Annotated in this window: 15 protein-coding genes; 7 read left to right on the plus strand and 8 right to left on the minus strand. The window is 65.0% G+C overall.

What is annotated here, in order from left to right; all coding sequences use genetic code 11:
- Window positions 1-175 precede the first annotated feature (175 nt).
- The 3 genes from DESFRDRAFT_RS07120 to DESFRDRAFT_RS07130 form a co-directional block, all read right to left on the minus strand.
- A complete protein-coding gene (locus DESFRDRAFT_RS07120) occupies window positions 176-1,414 on the minus strand; it encodes a DUF190 domain-containing protein (protein WP_005992530.1) in 1,239 nt (412 codons plus the stop codon).
- Between the two features lie 76 nt (window positions 1,415-1,490).
- Window positions 1,491-2,105 (minus strand): flavodoxin family protein, encoded by a 615-nt coding sequence (locus DESFRDRAFT_RS07125; protein WP_043794111.1) that lies wholly within the window; start codon window positions 2,103-2,105, stop codon window positions 1,491-1,493.
- On the minus strand, window positions 2,105-2,482 hold the full coding sequence (locus tag DESFRDRAFT_RS07130) for a fluoride efflux transporter FluC (protein ID WP_005992532.1): 378 nt from the start codon (window positions 2,480-2,482) through the stop codon (window positions 2,105-2,107). The genes DESFRDRAFT_RS07125 and DESFRDRAFT_RS07130 overlap by 1 nt, the downstream gene beginning before the upstream one ends.
- A 278-nt stretch (window positions 2,483-2,760) precedes the next feature.
- On the opposite strand from DESFRDRAFT_RS07130, the gene nifU reads away from it, so the two are divergent.
- Window positions 2,761-3,600 (plus strand): Fe-S cluster assembly protein NifU, encoded by an 840-nt coding sequence (nifU, locus tag DESFRDRAFT_RS07135; protein ID WP_005992533.1) that lies wholly within the window; start codon window positions 2,761-2,763, stop codon window positions 3,598-3,600.
- Entirely contained in the window at window positions 3,597-4,781 is a 1,185-nt protein-coding gene (gene nifS / locus DESFRDRAFT_RS07140; protein WP_005992534.1) for a cysteine desulfurase NifS, read from the plus strand. Before nifU ends, nifS begins: the two co-directional genes overlap by 4 nt.
- Before the next feature lie 191 nt (window positions 4,782-4,972).
- Here the strand turns inward: nifS and DESFRDRAFT_RS07145 are convergent, their stop codons facing one another.
- The 5 genes from DESFRDRAFT_RS07145 to DESFRDRAFT_RS07165 all read right to left on the minus strand — a co-directional run bounded on the left by DESFRDRAFT_RS07145 (window position 4,973) and on the right by DESFRDRAFT_RS07165 (window position 11,529).
- Window positions 4,973-6,850 carry a response regulator gene (locus DESFRDRAFT_RS07145; RefSeq protein ID WP_005992535.1) on the minus strand — a complete coding sequence of 626 codons (1,878 nt, stop codon included), beginning with the start codon at window positions 6,848-6,850 and terminating at the stop codon, window positions 4,973-4,975.
- Window positions 6,851-6,857: 7 nt separating this feature from the next.
- Window positions 6,858-8,288, minus strand: coding sequence for an RtcB family protein (locus DESFRDRAFT_RS07150; RefSeq protein WP_005992536.1), 1,431 nt, complete (start codon window positions 8,286-8,288; stop codon window positions 6,858-6,860).
- Between the two features lie 70 nt (window positions 8,289-8,358).
- The gene (locus DESFRDRAFT_RS07155) at window positions 8,359-9,636 is read right to left on the minus strand and encodes a hypothetical protein (protein ID WP_005992538.1); all 1,278 of its coding nucleotides are present in this window, start codon (window positions 9,634-9,636) and stop codon (window positions 8,359-8,361) included.
- A 123-nt stretch (window positions 9,637-9,759) separates the two neighbouring features.
- Window positions 9,760-10,191: an ACT domain-containing protein gene (locus DESFRDRAFT_RS07160; RefSeq protein ID WP_043794147.1), complete on the minus strand. Its 432-nt coding sequence runs from the start codon at window positions 10,189-10,191 to the stop codon at window positions 9,760-9,762.
- A gap of 36 nt (window positions 10,192-10,227) precedes the next feature.
- Complete coding sequence (locus DESFRDRAFT_RS07165) at window positions 10,228-11,529, minus strand: phenylacetate--CoA ligase family protein (protein ID WP_005992541.1); 1,302 nt, start codon at window positions 11,527-11,529, stop codon at window positions 10,228-10,230.
- A gap of 219 nt (window positions 11,530-11,748) precedes the next feature.
- Between DESFRDRAFT_RS07165 and rsfS the strand changes: the two genes are divergently transcribed.
- The 5 genes from rsfS to pgm all read left to right on the plus strand — a co-directional run bounded on the left by rsfS (window position 11,749) and on the right by pgm (window position 16,741).
- Complete coding sequence (gene rsfS / locus DESFRDRAFT_RS07170; protein ID WP_005992543.1) at window positions 11,749-12,147, plus strand: ribosome silencing factor; 399 nt, start codon at window positions 11,749-11,751, stop codon at window positions 12,145-12,147.
- Complete coding sequence (gpmI, locus tag DESFRDRAFT_RS07175) at window positions 12,144-13,679, plus strand: 2,3-bisphosphoglycerate-independent phosphoglycerate mutase (RefSeq protein WP_005992545.1); 1,536 nt, start codon at window positions 12,144-12,146, stop codon at window positions 13,677-13,679. Before rsfS ends, gpmI begins: the two co-directional genes overlap by 4 nt.
- Window positions 13,676-13,921 carry a hypothetical protein gene (locus DESFRDRAFT_RS07180; protein WP_005992547.1) on the plus strand — a complete coding sequence of 82 codons (246 nt, stop codon included), beginning with the start codon at window positions 13,676-13,678 and terminating at the stop codon, window positions 13,919-13,921. The genes gpmI and DESFRDRAFT_RS07180 overlap by 4 nt, the downstream gene beginning before the upstream one ends.
- A 34-nt stretch (window positions 13,922-13,955) precedes the next feature.
- Window positions 13,956-14,669, plus strand: coding sequence for a site-2 protease family protein (locus DESFRDRAFT_RS07185; RefSeq protein WP_005992549.1), 714 nt, complete (start codon window positions 13,956-13,958; stop codon window positions 14,667-14,669).
- A gap of 419 nt (window positions 14,670-15,088) precedes the next feature.
- Window positions 15,089-16,741 (plus strand): phosphoglucomutase (alpha-D-glucose-1,6-bisphosphate-dependent), encoded by a 1,653-nt coding sequence (gene pgm, locus DESFRDRAFT_RS07190; protein ID WP_043794148.1) that lies wholly within the window; start codon window positions 15,089-15,091, stop codon window positions 16,739-16,741.
- The last annotated feature ends 145 nt before the right edge of the window (window positions 16,742-16,886 follow it).

The raw sequence follows: 16,886 nt of genomic DNA on the forward strand, positions 1-16,886 counted from the left end.
TATCGTGAATTGCCAGCCATGGCAAAGGGTGAATCCAGTCGCACCCGCCTGCCTGGCCGTGGGCCGTACGAGGAGACTTCCCATCGTGCGGGGATGTTATCGTTATGAAATTTCGCAAGGGGGCGCGCCAAAGGGGAGACCCCTTGGGAGCGGGTTTCCCCTCACGCTTTTTCCCTCAATGCGCGCCGGCGATGACGCGGAGAATCGCTTCGCGGTCGACCATGCCGAGCAGCTTGCCCGCGTCGTCCACGACCACGAGCCGTTTGACCTTGGCCGCGAGCATTTTTTGCAGCACTTCCATCAGGGTCGCATCCTCGTGGATGGTAAGGACGTTTGGTTCCATGACCTCGGCCGCCGAGCCGGTGGGGCAGGCCCCCGTCTCCTCGGGTTTGCCGAAGGAAAAAAGCGCCTCGATGAGGCCGGGTTTTCGGGCCGGACCGCAACGCCGGAGCAGGTCGCTGTCGAGAATGATGCCGCGCACCGTCTTGTCCGCGTCCACGACCACCGCGCGCCGAAGCGGCGAGGCGACAATGGCGGCCACCACCTGGTGCAGCGGCGTGTCCGGGAAGGCCGTGGGCACGTCGGTGATCATCACGTCCCGGGCCTGCTGGAAAAGTCCGGCCGTAAAGCGCGGCAGCGCCTGGGCCGAGGGGGCCAGGTCAGAGGCCGCGCGCAGGATGTCCACCCGGCTGACCAGCCCCACGAGCTCGCCCGCGGCGTCCACCACCGGAAGCCGTTTGAGGCCTTTCCCGGTCATGAGCTGGGCCGCGTCGCGAAGGCTCGTCCGGTCATTGATCGTCACCACCGGGCTGGTCATGACCTCGCCGGCGGTGCGTCCCGAAATCTTGTCGCGTTCGTTTTTGCGGATGTCCTCGGGCAGGATGTCCTGCAGGGACAGCCGCGCCGCCATGCCGCCGCGCATAAGGATATCGCCGCCCGTGATGATTCCGGCCACCGAACCGTCGGATTCGATGACCAGCACCGCCTTGTTGTCGTGGGAAACGAGCATGTCCATCACCACCGGAAGCGGCGTGTCCCGGTTGGCCGTGGCCACTGCCGTGGCCATGACGTCGCGCACCCGGACAGGGCAATGAAAGCGGGCGGTGAGGCCGCGCTGGCGCGTGATGAGCCCGCCCTTGATCACGCCCTCGATGCGGGGCAGCACGGCCTCGATGCGCTCGGGCCGGTCGACGATCTCCACCACCATGGGCAGGTCCTCGGACAGGCGCAACAACTTGGCCGTGTGGACAAGGCTGCCGGCCCCGAACCCGAGCACCCCGCGCAGCACGGTGGCCCCGGCCGCGCCGTGCCGACGGGCCTCCTCCACGATCACTTCATAGACAGGCCGCCCGTCGCTACGGTCGGATTCGCCGCAATACACGCGCAACACTTCCACTTCGGCGTATTCCGTCATGGTTTTCTCCCGCTTGCAAATATGGCCCCTGCCGGGGGCCTCCCTTTTGTTGGGGTACCCGCGATCCCTTGCTTGTTTAAAGAGCCCCGGCCAGCTGTTTTCCGGCTTCCCGCGCCTGGGCAAGAATATCTTCATGCTGCGCGACGCGGCCCAGGTCAAACAGTCCGAGCGCGATGAATTCTCCCACAATGTCGTAGCCCAGGGCGGCCAGCGGAAGCCGCATCGCCTCCAGTGCGACGCCGGTATCCTTTTTTTCGGCTTGCTCGGCAACGACCCCGATGACGGCCTTTCTTCCCTGGCCCGCCAATCGGCTCGACCAGCCCCTGGGCCGCGTGTTCGTGAAATCGTAATAACAGTACAGACGGTCGAGGAAGGCCTTCATCCTGGCGCTGATATTATACTGATGCACCGGGGAGACAAGCGCCAAGCCGGAGCATTGCTCGATCTTTGGATACAGGAGGGTCATGCCGTCCTGGAGCCCGGTGCAGACGCCTGCCTTGCGGCAGGCTTCGCAACCCAGGCAAGGTTCGTATCGGTATTCCCGCAGATGCACCGCTTGGCCGTCCGCGCCGTTCCCGCGCGCGCCGTCCAGGACCGCCTGGAGCAGCATGTGCGAGTTGCCTCGCTTTCGCGGGCTCGCTTCAATGCCGAGGATTCTCGCGATGCCATGGTCTGGCCCGTCAGCCGTCATCAAAACATCCGGCCGAGCATCAACCCGCCGAAAAGGGCGGCAAAGCCGAGCACGGTCTGGAATCCGACATTGGCCAGGGCCGTCAGGTAGCGGCCGTCCTCGATGAGGCCGCCGCTTTCGAAAATGAACGTGGAAAAGGTGGTGAACGCGCCCATGAATCCTGTGAGGATGATGGCCCGGGTTTCGGTGCGGATGAGCATCCGGCCTTCGCCGAGCTGCCAGATGAGGCCGAACAGGAAGCAGCCGAGGATGTTGGCGGTCGCCGTCCCCCAGGGGAATTGGCGACCGGCCAGACCGTACACAAACCCGGAAATCCAATAACGGGCCAGGGTGCCGGCTGCGCCGGCCAGGGCGATGAGCCCGAGTTTTTCCAGCATCGCGCCTCTCCGGAGGCGACGGTTTCGCCGCCATGCTGCTGCGGTTGTCTTATGTCCCGGGCGTCGTCAGCGGCGTCGGGGTTGGAGCTTCGTGGTGATTGTCCGTCGAATTGATAGCGCATGGGGCAAAAAGGGTAAAGAAGGTGATTGACTTCATAAATCCTATTACTAAGGTAGGAAATTGTACGGGCGCGTGAGACGCCAAAACCCCTTTTCGCGGCGCGGCAAGCGGCTTATACTGGTTTGTCCCCAAACCGCCAGGGTGATCGGAGGAGAGTATGTGGGAATATACCGATAAAGTCAGGGATCATTTTCTCAATCCCCGCAACGTGGGCAGCCTTGAGGACGCCAATGCCGTGGGCGAGGTCGGATCGCTTGCCTGCGGCGACGCGCTCAAGCTGTATCTGAAGATAAACGACGCCGGCGTCATCGAGGACGCCCGCTTCCAGACCTTCGGCTGCGCCTCGGCAATCGCCTCGAGTTCGGTCCTGACCGAGCTGCTCAAGGGCAAGACCATCGAGGAAGCGAAAAAGCTCACCAACAAGGACATTGCCGACTATCTCGGCGGGCTGCCCAAGGAAAAGATGCACTGTTCGGTCATGGGACAGGAGGCCCTGGAGGCGGCCCTGGCCGGGTATCTGGGCGAAAAGGCCCCGGAGCACGAGCCCGAGGGCGAGCTGGTGTGCAAGTGTTTCGGCGTCTACGAAGGCCAGATCCGCCGGGCCATCCGCGAAAACGCCCTGACCAGCGTGGAGGAGATCACGGACTTCACCAAGGCCGGCGGCGGCTGCGGCGACTGCCAGGAACGGCTGCAAGCCATCCTGGACGAGGAGCTTGGCCAGCAAGCCGGCGCGGCGAAGACGCCGGCCAAGGGGCTTACCAACCTGGAACGGGTCAAGCGCGTGACCCAGGTCATGGACGAGGAGATCCGCCCCAACCTCAAAAAGGACGGCGGCGACATCGAACTGCTGGACATCGAAGGCAAGACGGTGCTGGTGGCCCTTCGCGGGGCGTGCCAGGGCTGTCCGGTCAGCAACGTGACGCTGACCGAATTCGTGCAAAAGCGGCTGCGGGAACTGGTGGAGCCCGACATCACGGTCAAGGAGGCTGGCAAATGAACCCGGTGTATCTCGACAACAACGCCACGACCATGGTCGCGCCGGAAGTGCTCGAGGCGATGCTGCCCTTTTTCGGGGAGCTGTACGGCAACCCGTCGAGCATGCACACCTTCGGCGGCGAGGTGGGGCATCGCCTGAAAAAGGCCCGGGCCGACGCGGCAGAAACGCTCGGCTGCGCGCCCGAGGAAATCATATTCACTTCCTGCGGCTCGGAATCCGACAATACGGCTATCCGCAGCGCCCTGGCCGCCCAGCCGGACAAACGCCACCTCATCACCACACGGGTGGAACATCCGGCCGTGCTGAGCCTGGCCAAGCATCTGGAGGAGAAGGACTACGAGGTCACCTATCTGGGAGTGGACGAGAAGGGGCGGCTCGACCTCGGCGAACTCTCCCGCGCCATCCGCAAGGACACGGCGCTGGTGTCCGTCATGTATGCCAATAACGAAACCGGGACCATTTTTCCCATCCCGGAGATCGCCGCCCTGTGCAAGGAGCGCGGCGTGCTGGTCCACACCGATGCCGTGCAGGCCGTGGGCAAGGTGGGTATCGACCTGGCCGAACTGCCCGTGGATATGCTGGCCCTCTCCGGCCACAAGCTCCATGCGCAAAAGGGCGTGGGCCTGCTCTACGTGCGCAGGGGAACTCCCTACCGGCCGTTTCTTATCGGCGGGCACCAAGAGCGCGGCCGTCGGGCCGGCACCGAGAACACCGCCGGCATCATCGGCCTGGCCAAGGCCATGACGCTTGCCCACGACAACATGGTCGAGGAAAATACGCGCGTCAAAGCGTTGCGTGACCGGCTGGAGCAGGGCATCCTGGCCAGCGTTCCCGATACCATCGTCAACGGCGACCCGGACAACCGGCTGCCCAATACCTCAAGTATCGCTTTCAAATATGTGGAGGGCGAGGCCATCCTGCTCATGCTCGACCAGTACGGCATCTGCGCCAGCTCGGGCTCGGCCTGCACCTCGGGCAGCCTGGAGCCGTCCCACGTGCTGCGGGCCATGGGCGTGCCCTTCACCTTCGCCCACGGTTCCATCCGCTTCAGTCTCTCGCGCTACACCACCGACAAGGACGTGGACCTGGTGCTGGAAGTGATGCCCAAAGTCATCGATACCCTGCGCCGGATGTCGCCCTTCAACGAAAAAACACCCCCCAAGCAAGCTTGTACGTGTTGAGGGTGGGTGAAGATAAAGGCGATGCGAGAGGGGAACCCTTTTTGGAAAAAGGGTTCCCCTCTCGCGCTCTCCCTTCCAAAAAACTTTTAATGGTGATGGGGTGTTATCGTTGAAAGTCTTTGGAAGGGGGGCCTGGGGGGATAACCTTTCTTCAGAAAGGTTTCCCCCCAGGTCTTCTCTCTTTCCCCGCTTCAAACAGCCAAGGCGGTGAGTTTTTCGCGCATGGCCCGCACCACGTCGCGCAGGGCCGCCTCCACGGCGTCGAAGGCCTGGGCTGCTTCTTTGGGGTTCGGAGCCTTGGCGGATCGTTCCAGATCGTGGCTGGCATCGCGCAACACGGGCGCGCACATGGTGGCGGCGGCACCTTTGAGTGAATGGGCCATGAAAGCCAGCTGATCGAAATCGGCCAGGGCCAGCGCCTCGCGCATGGATTCCAGGTTGACCGGCTGCTCGGCCACGAAGGCCGTAAAAAGCTTCATGAGAAATCCGGTGTTGCCCCGGGCCTTGGTGAGAAGTCCGGACCACTCCAGGATAGCGACGTCGGTCGGCTTTTGGGCCGGGACATCCTCTTGCGCGGCCGGGGCCTGCCGCCCCATGGCTCGCGACAGGGCGGCGGCCAGGCTTTCGGGGCTGACGGGCTTGCTCAAGTATTCGTTCATGCCGGCCCGCAGGAACGTTTCCCGGTCCCCCTTGAGGGCATGGGCGGTCAGGGCCACGATGGGGATTTGCGGGTCGAAGTCGCCGGTCGTGTCCTGGCGGATGGCCCGCGTCGCCTCCAGCCCGTCCATCTCCGGCATCTGGATGTCCATGAGGATGACGTCGAAACGCTGGCGGCGCAGCATCTCCAGGGCTCGGCGTCCGGTATGGGCCACCATCACCCGGTGACCGTCCATTTCCAGCAGTTCCTGGGCGTAGATCTGGTTGATGGGGTTGTCCTCGGCCAGTAGGATGGTCAGAGGACGGGAAGGAGCCGTCTGCGCGGCGGTCACGGCGTCGGGGCCGTCTTTTTCGCTGCCGGCCGGCAGGCCGAATTCCATGGTGCACGAAAAGATGCTGCCTTGTCCTTCCTCGCTTTCCACGCCGTATTCGCCGCCTTGCATCTCGACCAAGTGCCGTACGATGGCAAGCCCCAGACCCGCCCCCTGGTAGCGCCGCGCCGGAGACACGTCGGCCTGGGTGAAGCTGTCGAAAATGGCCGGGATCTTGTCGCGGGGGATGCCGATGCCGGTGTCGCGCACGGAGAAACACAGCCCCACCTTGCCTGGGCTTTGTTTTTCCGGTTCCGGGCATATGGCCAGAACAACGCTGCCGGAATCGGTGAATTTGACCGCGTTGCCGACGAGGTTGATGAGAATCTGGCGCAGCCGGCTGGCGTCGCCGACAAGGTTTTGCGGCACATCGCCGAGAAAACGGTATTCCAGGGACAGGTTTTTTTTGACGGCCAGGGGGCGGAAAACGCTGACCGCCTCTTCCACTGTGGCGAAGAGGTCGAAGGGGGTCTTGGCCAGCTCGAGCGCGCCGACCTCGATGCGGGCGTAGTCCACGATGTCGTTGAGCACGGTCAAAAGCGACTGGGCCGAATGCCGGGCCATCTCCAGGTATTCTCGTTGCTTGGAGGTCAGCTCCGTGGCCAGCGTCAGCTCGGCCATGCCCAGGATGCCGATCATGGGCGTGCGGATTTCGTGGGTGATGTTGGCCAGAAAGTTGCTTTTGGCGCGTTCGCCGGCCAGGGCGGCCTCGTGCGCGGCGGTGAGCTCCGTCTTGGCTTTTTTAAACTCGGTGACGTCGCGCAACCAGATGCGGGTCAGGGGCAGGCCCGCCTCGCCCAGGCTTTCCTGGCGCATGAGAGCTGTGCGGGAGGTGGTCGCGATGGTGACTTCGGTGCCGCTGGGCGAGGCGCCGAGGGGGATACCGAAGGGCAGGCCCGTCAACTGGTTGCGTGGGGTGCCGAAGAGCACACCGGCGGCGTCGGTGGCGTGCAGGATGATGCCGTTCTCATTGAGCAGGAGCAGGGCGTCTCCGGTCAGGCGGCCTAAGGCGTCGGTTTCGCGGATCAGTTGTTCGGGCATGGGTGAATCATCCCTTGATGCAGGCCAGGGGGCGGAGCCTGGCGGTTTTGACGGCGAGTCCCAGGCCGTGGGCCGCCTGAATCACTTCTTCGATGTCCTTGTAGGCTTGGGGCGCTTCCTCGCCAAGGCCGCGCAGGTCGTGGGCGCGAAGGCTGATGCCTTTTGCGGTCAGTGCGGCAAGGACGCCGCGGCCGGGAAAGCGCTTGACCGCCTGCTTGCGCCCAAGCGTCCGTCCCGCGCCGTGGCAGGCCGAGGCGAAGGCGGCGGGCGGCGACGCGTCTGTCCCGGATAAAATATAGGAGGCGGTGCCCATGCTGCCCCCGACCAGCACCGGCTGTCCCACGCCCCGGAAGGCTTGGGGCAGGTCGGGGTGGCTCGGTCCCAAGGCCCGGGTCGCGCCTTTGCGGTGGACGTGGAGTTGCTGGTTCCCCCGTCGCGTGGGGTGGCGCTCGACCTTGCAGGTGTTGTGGGACACGTCGTAGAGCAGGCGCAGGTGGCAGCCGGGAAAAAGCGCGGCAAAAACTTCGCGCACGAGATGGGTGATGACCTGCCGGCCGGCCAGGGCGCAGTTTATGGCCGCGCGCATGGCTCCGAGATAGCGTGCGCCTTCGGGCGATGCGATGGGGGCGCAGGCCAGGTCCCGGTCGGGCAGGGAGATGCCGTGGCGCGGCGCGGCTTGCCGCATGATCGCCATATGGTCCGTGGCCACTTGATGCCCCAGCCCCCGGGAGCCGCAATGGATCGAAACCGCGACTTGGTCCGGGCGCAGCCCGAAAGCGGCCGCCGCGCGCGCGTCGCAGATTTCCTCCACCCGCTGCACCTCGAGATAGTGATTGCCGGAGCCCAGCGTGCCGAGCGCATCGCGCTGGCGCTCCCGGGCGCGCGACGAAACGGCTTCGGGATCGGCCCCCTCCATGCGGCCGCCTTCCTCGCAACGCGTAAGGTCCCCGGCCTCGCCGTAGCCTTCGGTTACGGCCCAGACCGCGCCGCCCGCAAGCATCCGATCCATGTCGCGTTCGGACAGGCGAAGCCCGCCGGTGCCGCCCAGGCCGGCCGGGATCCGGGCGAAAAGCGCATCGGCCAGGACTTCCCGAACCGGAGCCACGTCCGCCGCGTCCAGGTCGGTCAGCAGGGTGCGCACGCCGCAGGCGATGTCGAAGCCCACGCCGCCGGCGCTGACCACGCCCCCGGCTTCGGGATCGAAGGCGGCCACGCAGCCGATGGGAAAGCCGTAGCCCGGATGGGCGTCGGGCATGGCTACGACAGGCGCGACCACCCCGGGCAGGCTGGCCACGTTGCGCAGTTGGGTCAGCACCCCGTCCTCCAACGCGTCGATGAGCGGGGATGAACCGAAGAGCAGGCAGGGCACGCGCATGGCCCCCGATGGCGCAAGCTCCCAGACCAGCGCCTCACGGCGCGTCAAATTTCGGCCTCCCATGCGCATTTCCCTGTTTCCGTGACCATACGTTTCTTATTGGGCAACGTTAGGTCACGGAGCGGGAAGTTTGTCAAGGCATGGGAGTGTTGGGTGTTTTTGCGGCGGGCGCCGACGGGGGAAAAGCGGCGCACATGGCCTTGACCACAGCCGCGTTGCCGTCTGGCGTGAGATGGGAATCCGTGGGCCAGTAGTAGAGCCCGACGTCCGGGGCGTCCATGAAGGGACGCAACATGTCCAGGGTCTGTATGCCGGCCTGATCGAGCATCAGGCCGACGAGGCCATGGAGGGCATTGAGGTTGCGGGTCTCGTCGCCGGCCTTGGCCGCGAATTCGCTGCGCGACGGCACGGCCGTGAAGTCGATGCGCGGATAGAGCGCCTGCAAGGCGGTGGGGATCAGGACCACGTACAGTTTCAGGTGTTTCTTTTGCGCCAGCTGCTTCAGCTGCGCCAGGACCTCGGCCACCTGCTTCTCCTCGCGAGGGCCGAACCAGGCGGTGTCGGCAAAGGTGCGGTAGAAGGGGTGGAAGGCGAAGGGCAGGCCGCGCTGGGTGGGCACGGTCAGGGGCACGGGATAGTAGCCGTGGGTGTCGACGGTCGGCTTGGGCCCGGCGGCCCAGGCCTGCCCCGAACCCCGGTTCGCGTCGCGCAAGAAGCGCACCAGCCGGCGCAGCGTGAGGAGTTTAAAATGCCGTGACAGCCCGAGGTCGTCCTCGGCCACCCGGGAGCGGTAGACGAAGAGGTCCGCCGATACGTCGTTGCCGATATAAAGGAGCACGAAGACCGTGTCCCCATGGAAACGCTCGGGCGAGCTGGCCGGGACCTCTTCGGTCAGCCGGCGCAGGATGTCCCGGTATTGGGGAAGCCCGTAGCCGTTTTTGCAGGCCGCATACACGGGTCTGCCCGTCGCTTTCTCGTACAGGGCCGGGATGGAGGCCGCCGAGCCCGAGCCCGCGCCGTAGCAAAACGAATCGCCGATGAAAAGGACGCTGGCGTCGCGGGGCATGCGGCTGTTCCACCAGCCCAGAGCGTCGGTGCCGGACACGGTCAAAGCCGGCGGGTCGGGCAGGTACATGCCGTAGGCCCGGTAGGCGTCGTCGGCCGTGCCGGGACGCGGCGGCAGCCCGGGTTGGTTCACGTAGCCGTGCAGCCACGGCCGGTAGCGCGGATTGGTGTCCGGATCGAACACGCCGTAGGAATAGAGGAGTTCCTTGTGTTTGGTCGAAAAGAGATCCGTTCGCGGCACAAGGCGGTAGAAGCCGGCATCCAGGGCTACGAGGGCCAGATAGAGCACGATGGCGAAACAGGCCACGCCGAGAAGCCGGCGCGACAGCCGATGGGGAAACGTCATTTTTGGCATACGGAACACGTGGGCGGAAAAGCCCGAAGCAATGCGGGGACGCGGCGAAAGGAAGGATTCGCCGCCGCCGCGTTCCCGCGGAAATGACGCCCCGGCGAATCCGGGGCGCGAGCGTCAGATCTTGTAGAGTTTGTCCCCGGGGATGATGTTGATATTGTTTTTCTGCAACAGTTCGATGGCCTGGTCGGTGCGGTCGAAGCGGACGATGATGACCGCCGAGTGCTCGCACTGGTGTACGAAGGCGTACATGTATTCCACATTGATGCCGCCGTTGCAGAGCATTTGCAGCATGGAGTGCAGGCCGCCCGGGGAATCCGGGACTTCCACAGCCACCACGGCGTTTCTGCCGACGGTGAAACCGTGTTCCTTGAGCGCGACCTTGGCTTTTTCATGGTCGCTGACGATCAGGCGCAGGATGCCGAAATCCGAGGTGTCGGCCAGGGACAGGGCCCGGATGTTGATGCCGGCTTCGGCCAGGACACGGGTCACTTCTTCCAGGCGTCCGGCGCGGTTTTCCAGGAAGATGGAAATCTGTTCGGCTTTGATCATGGCGTATCCCTCCGGATGGCGGATTAAGAACCGTTAGGCGTGGCGCAGGTCCACGACGCGCTTGGCCTTGCCTTCCGAGCGCTGGATGCTGCGTGGTTCGACAAGCTTGACCACGGTGGTGACGCCCAGGAATTCCTTGATGTTCTTCTGGATTTTTCCTTCCAGACGCTGGAGTTTCCGGATTTCGTCGGAGAAGAGCTTCTCGTCCACTTCCACCTGGACGGTCAGCGTGTCAAGGTTGCCCTCACGCTCGACCACGAGCTGGTAGTAGGGGGAAAGCCCCTCGGTCTCGAGCAGGATGCTTTCGATCTGGGACGGGAAAACGTTGACCCCGCGGATGATCAGCATATCGTCGCTACGGCCCTGGACGCGGATCATGCGGGCTGTCGTGCGGCCGCATTTGCAGGGCGTGTAGTCCAGGGAGGTGATGTCGCGGGTGCGGTAGCGAATGAGCGGCTGGGCTTCCTTGGTCAGGGTGGTGATGACCAGCTCGCCGGGCTGTCCCGGGGGCAGGGGCTCGAGGGTCACCGGGTCGATGACTTCGCACAGGAAATGGTCTTCCTGCAAGTGCGCCCCATGCTGTGCTTCGGTGCACTCGATGCCGACCCCAGGCCCCATGACCTCGGACAGGCCGTAGATGTCGATGGCCTTGATGCCCATCTTCGTCTCGATTTCGCGGCGCATCTCGTTGGTCCAGGGCTCGGCCCCGAACACGCCGATGCGCAGCGGCAGATCCTTGATATCGATGCCGGCCTCAAGCGCGGTTTCGTACAGCACCATGCTGTAGGAGGGGGTGCAGCAGATGACCGTGGCCCCGAAATCGCGCAGCAGCATGGCCTGACGCCGGGTGCCGCCGCCGGAAACCGGCACTGTGGTCGCGCCGAGGCGCTCGGCCCCGTAATGCGCGCCGAGGCCGCCGGTGAAAAGGCCGTAGCCGTAGGCCACGTGGATGATGTCGCGGCGGCTGGCCCCGGCCGCCGTCAGGGACCGAGCCATCATGGTGGCCCAGTTGGCCACGTCGCGCTGGGTATAGCCGGTCACGGTGGCCTTGCCGGTGGTGCCGGAGGAAGCGTGGATGCGCACCACGTTGTCCTTGGGCACGGCGAAAAGCCCAAAGGGATAATGGTTGCGCAGGTCCTGCTTTTCAGTAAACGGCAGGTAACGGACGTCGGAAAGGCTCTTGATGTCGGCCGGGGTGATGCCGGCCTCGTCGAAGGCCTTCCGGTAAAAGGCCACATTGGCGTAGACCCGCTCGCACTGGGATTTGAGGCGGCGTAGCTGGACGGCTTCCAGCTCTTCGCGGGGCAGGGTTTCCAGGTCCATGTCAAAAATCATGCGGCTTCCTCCAGATGGCGCCCAAGCTGGTGATGCTTGGCGCGGCCAATGGGATTACCTGCCCGAAAGCCGCCCGGGGCGTCAAGAGAGGGCCGTGAAAAAGGGACGTTGACCGCCGCGCCATTTGCGGGCGCGGCGCAAATCGGATAAAGCACCGGGGTTTCCCGGTATCGGCCGCTTGCGCCCGGCATCGGGAAACACGTTTGCTTCGGAGAAAAAATGCCCGCAATCACATCCGACAAGGACCTCGACGCCCGGCAAAAGGCCATTATGGTCGCCGGCTGGCTGGCCGAGAAAAAGGCCAAGGACATTCTGGCGCTCGACGTCGCGCCCATCAATCCCGTGTGCGAGGCCATGGTCGTGGCCTCTGCCGTCAGCGCCCGCCAGGCCAAGGCGCTCGCCGACCATGTGCTGGAGCAGTGCGGCGCGCACGGCTTTTCCTACCTCGGCATGGAGGGGTACCGCCATGGCCAGTGGGTGCTGCTCGACTTAAACGACGTCATGGTGCACATCTTCCAGGAAGAGTTGCGCCCCTTCTACAACATCGAAGGCCTCTGGTCGGAGGGCGAGCGCATCGCCCTGCCCGCCGCCTCCGCCGACGAAGCCAAGCCGCAATGAAACCGACACCCACGCTTCTGCTCATTCTCGACGGCTGGGGACTGGCTCCGGACGGCCCCGGCAATGCCGTGACCGAAGCCGGCACCCCGACCCTCGACCGGCTCCTCGCCGCCAACCCGTCCACCATCCTGGCCTGTTCGGGCCGGGCCGTGGGCCTGCCGGACGGGTTCATGGGCAACTCCGAGGTCGGTCACATGAATATCGGCGCCGGCCGGGTGGTCTACCAGGACATGACCCGCATCGACATGGCCGTGGAGGAGGGGAACCTTGCCGCCAACCCCGTCCTGGCCGATCTTGCCAAGGCCTCCCTGGCCGCCGGCGGGCGCGTCCATCTCATGGGCCTCGTTTCGGACGGCGGGGTGCACAGCCATGTCCGACACCTTAAAGCTTTGGTTGAGACTTTTATCGCCCTTGGCCAGCGCGATATCCTCGTGCACGCCTTTCTCGACGGCCGCGATACGCCGCCCCAAAGCGGCGCGGGCTACGTGGCCGGGCTCGAGGCCTTTTTGCGCCAGGCGGGGACCGGCCGCATCGCCAGCCTCACCGGGCGCTTTTACGCCATGGACCGCGACAAGCGTTTCGACCGGGTGGCCGCCGCCTATGCCGGCCTCACCGAGGGCGCGGGCGAGGTCTTCACCGATCCCGTGGCGGCGGTCAAAGCCGCTTACGCGGCCGGGGAGACCGATGAGTTCGTCAAACCCCGGGTGCTTGCCGGCGGGGACGGGGTGATTCGCGACGGGGACGCCGTATTTTTCTTCAACTTCCGGGCCGACCGGGCCAGGGAAATCACGGCGGCGCTCACGAAGGACGATTTCGACGGCTTTGCCCGCACGGTGCGGCCGAAGCTTTCGGGCTTCGCCACCATGACCGAATACGAAGGCTCGTTTCAGCTGCCCGTGGCCTTTGCTCCGGAAAGCATCAGCGACGTGTTGGGCGAGGTCTATTCCCGTGAAGGTCTCACCCAGCTGCGCCTGGCCGAGACCGAGAAATACGCCCACGTCACCTATTTCATGAACTGCGGCCGCGAAGAGCCCTTTCCCGGCGAGGAGCGCATCCTCGTTCCGTCGCCGCGCGACGTGGCCACCTACGACCTCAAGCCCGAGATGAGCGCCGTGGCCGTCACCGACGCCTTTCTGGCCTCCATGGACAAGGGGCATAGTCTCTCCATCGTCAATCTGGCCAACTGCGACATGGTCGGCCACACCGGGATTCTCGAGGCGGCCAAGACGGCCGTGCGCACGGTCGACGCCTGCGTGGCCCGCATCGCCGATGCCGTGGCATCGGCCGGCTGGCGTATGCTCGTCACCGCCGACCATGGCAACGCCGAGGAGATGATCGCCTCGGACGGCGGCCCCATGACCGCCCATACTCTCAATCCGGTGCGCCTCATCCTCGTCGATCCGGCGAAAAAGGGCGGCCGGCTCTCCCCGGGCAAGCTCGGCGACATCGCCCCCACGCTGCTGACCCTGGCCGGACTGCCCGTGCCGGCGGCCATGACCGGAAACTGCCTTTTTTCGGAGCAGGGCAAATGAGCAACGAGTCGCGAAAGCCCCTCACCCCGGCCAAACCCGTCGGGGTGGAGCTGGTGTTTCTTTATCCGTGTCCCTTCTGCCACCGCGAGGTGCCGGTGGTGGCCCCGGTCAAGCCGACCATGATCGCTTGCGACGCCTGCCGGAACCGGTTCCCCATCGTGCCGGTGGACGACCGTTCGGTGCGTTTCGTCAAGGTGATGCTGGCCGGCGGCAAGGCGGCCGTGGACCCGGATTTTATCTGACCGGTCTTTTTCGCCGTCACAACGGAGGCTCGCCATGCCCTACGTCGCTGTCGTCGCGCTTTTGGCGGTACTCGTTTTCATCCATGAGCTGGGCCACTTCCTGGCCGCCAAGGCCCTTGGCCTGCCCGTCGCCCGGTTTTCCCTGGGCTTCGGACCCATTGTGTGGAGCCGGTCGCTCGGCGGCACCCGCTATTGCCTGTCCGCTGTGCCGCTTGGCGGCTACGTGCTGCTCGACCTGATCGATTCCCGCGATTACCTTGCCCGCCCCTTGCCGGCGCGTCTGGCCTTTTCCCTGGCAGGCCCGCTGGCCAATGTGGCCGCCGCCTGCGGTTGTTACGCGGTCGCCTGGCTGCTGACGCCCGGGGCGCATGGCCTTGCCGCGCTGTGGCAACCGTTCGTTTGGACAGCCAAAAGCGCCTGGCTTGTCCTGTCGTCCATCCCGGAACTCTTCCGCCATGCCGGAAACCTGAGCAGCCTTGTCGGTATCGTGGCCGAAGGCGGGCGGTACGTGCGGGGCGAGACGGTCCGCCTGTTTTTGTTCGGCGGCTATCTTTCCATGAGCCTGGCCGTTTTCAACCTGCTTCCCCTGCCGCCCCTCGACGGCGGCAAAATCGTGTTCGACAGCCTTGAGCGTTGTGCCTCCCGGTTGGCCCGGTTCTACCTGCCCTCGGCGGTCTGCGGCTGGCTGGTCCTCATTGCGCTCATGGTCTACGCCACGGCGAACGACATCGTAAAATATCTGGCCTGAGCCCCCATCGGAAAATGGCCCAGGCCATGCGCCCAAAAGCCGCTCCCGTCCCGGCCGCCCGGGAAAAGACCCTTGCCCGGGCGCTTCAGGAGGCCTTGTCCTTTCTGGAAGAGCCGGCAACAGCCCTGGAACTTTCCGCGGCGGTCCGGGCCGGCGAAAAGGCCGTGCTCCTCGCCTTGGAGCATCTGCGCCGGTCGCTTCGCCGGGGAGGCTCGCCCCTCATCGTCCATCCGGCGCGCTGCCTCGCCTGTGGCCACGTCTTCGCCAAGCGCGACCGGCTGGCCCGGCCCGGCAAGTGTCCGGTCTGCCGGGCGACGCGCATCGCACCCCCCCGATTCTTCCTCAAATCGTCGCCGGAAGTGGACGACCGGTCCCCTTTGGGTCACTATGCTGACGGTCCATACCAAGGAGGTCTTCCCATGCCCGTAAGCCCGCTGGCCGGAAAGCCGGCTCCCAGGTCGCTTCTCGTCAACGTGCCGCGACTCGTCGCGTGCTACTATGCCGTCATTCCCGACCCGGCCGATCCCTTGCAGCGGGTGTCCTTCGGCACCTCCGGCCACCGGGGCTCGTCCCTGGACGGGTCGTTTAACGAGCGTCATATCCTGGCCACCACCCAGGCCATCTGCGACTATCGGGCCGGCAAGGGCATTACCGGGCCGCTTTATCTCGGCATGGATACCCACGCCCTGTCCGAGCCGGCCTTCATCACCGCCCTCGAGGTGCTGGCCGCAAACGGCGTGACCACCCGCATTCAGGCCGGACGCGGCTATACCCCGACCCCGGTCATTTCCCACGCCATCCTGACCTTCAACCGCGATCACAAGGACGCCATCGCCGACGGCATCGTCATCACGCCGTCCCATAATCCCCCGGACGACGGCGGCTTCAAGTACAATCCCCCCTCCGGCGGCCCGGCCGATACCGACATCACCAGGATCGTCCAGGACATGGCCAACGCCTACCTGGAGAAAAACCTCACCGGCGTGCGGCGCATGCCCTACGAAGCCGCGCTTCGAGCCGCCACCACCGAGGAATACGACTACGTCATGCCCTACGTGGCCGACCTGGAGAACATGGTCGACATGGCCGCCATCCGCGACTCCGGCATCCGCATCGGCGTCGATCCCCTCGGCGGCTCGGGCGTGGGGTTCTGGGAACCCATGGTCGAGCGCTTCCGCCTCAATCTGTCGCTTATAAGCGACGTGGTGGACCCGACCTTTTCGTTCATGACCGTGGACAAGGACGGCAAGATCCGCATGGACTGCTCCTCGCCCTATGCCATGGCCCGCCTCATCGAGCACCGCCAGTCCTACGACATCGCCTTCGGCAACGACCCGGACTATGATCGCCACGGCATCGTCACTCGCTCGGCCGGGCTGCTCAACCCCAACAACTACCTGGCCGTGGCCATCAACTACCTCTTCACCACCCGCCCGAACTGGCGCGCCGACGCGGCGGTCGGCAAGACCGTGGTCTCGAGCGCCATGATCGACCGGGTGGCGGTCGGGCTTGGCCGGAAATTGTGCGAGGTGCCCGTCGGGTTCAAATGGTTCGTCCCCGGGCTCATCGACGGCTCCTTCGGCTTCGGCGGCGAGGAAAGCGCCGGCGCGTCCTATCTGCGAAAGGACGGCACGGTCTGGACCACGGACAAGGACGGCATCATCATGGACCTGCTCGCGGCCGAGATCACGGCCAAGACGGGCAAGGACCCGGCCGAACATTACGCGGCGCTGACCGAACGCTTCGGCGAGCCCATCTACGAACGCCTCGACGCTCCGGCCAGCAAACCCCAAAAAGCCGCCCTGGCCAAGCTCTCCCCGGACATGGTCGCCGCCTCCACGCTCGCCGGCGAGGCAATCGTGGCCAAGCTGACCAATGCCCCGGGCAATGGCGCGCCCATCGGCGGACTCAAGGTGGTGACCGAAAACGGCTGGTTTGCCGCGCGCCCCTCGGGAACCGAGGACATCTATAAAATCTACGCCGAAAGCTTCAATGGCCGCGAACACCTGCAGGCGCTCCAGGCCGAGGCCAAGGAGATCGTCGACGCCGCTTTCAAGGCGGCAGGAGTATAGGAGAGGGGGAATGCCTCCGGCGGCCAGGGGGGAAACTTTTTGAAAAAAGTTTCCCCCCTGGACCCCCCTTCAAAAACTTTCCAAGGGGTGTGGGGGCTTTTTATCCGAGGAGGAAAGGCTCTTTCAATTATTTACCTGATTACAC

The organism is Solidesulfovibrio fructosivorans JJ], from assembly GCF_000179555.1.
Classification (GTDB): Bacteria; Desulfobacterota; Desulfovibrionia; order Desulfovibrionales; family Desulfovibrionaceae; genus Solidesulfovibrio; species Solidesulfovibrio fructosivorans.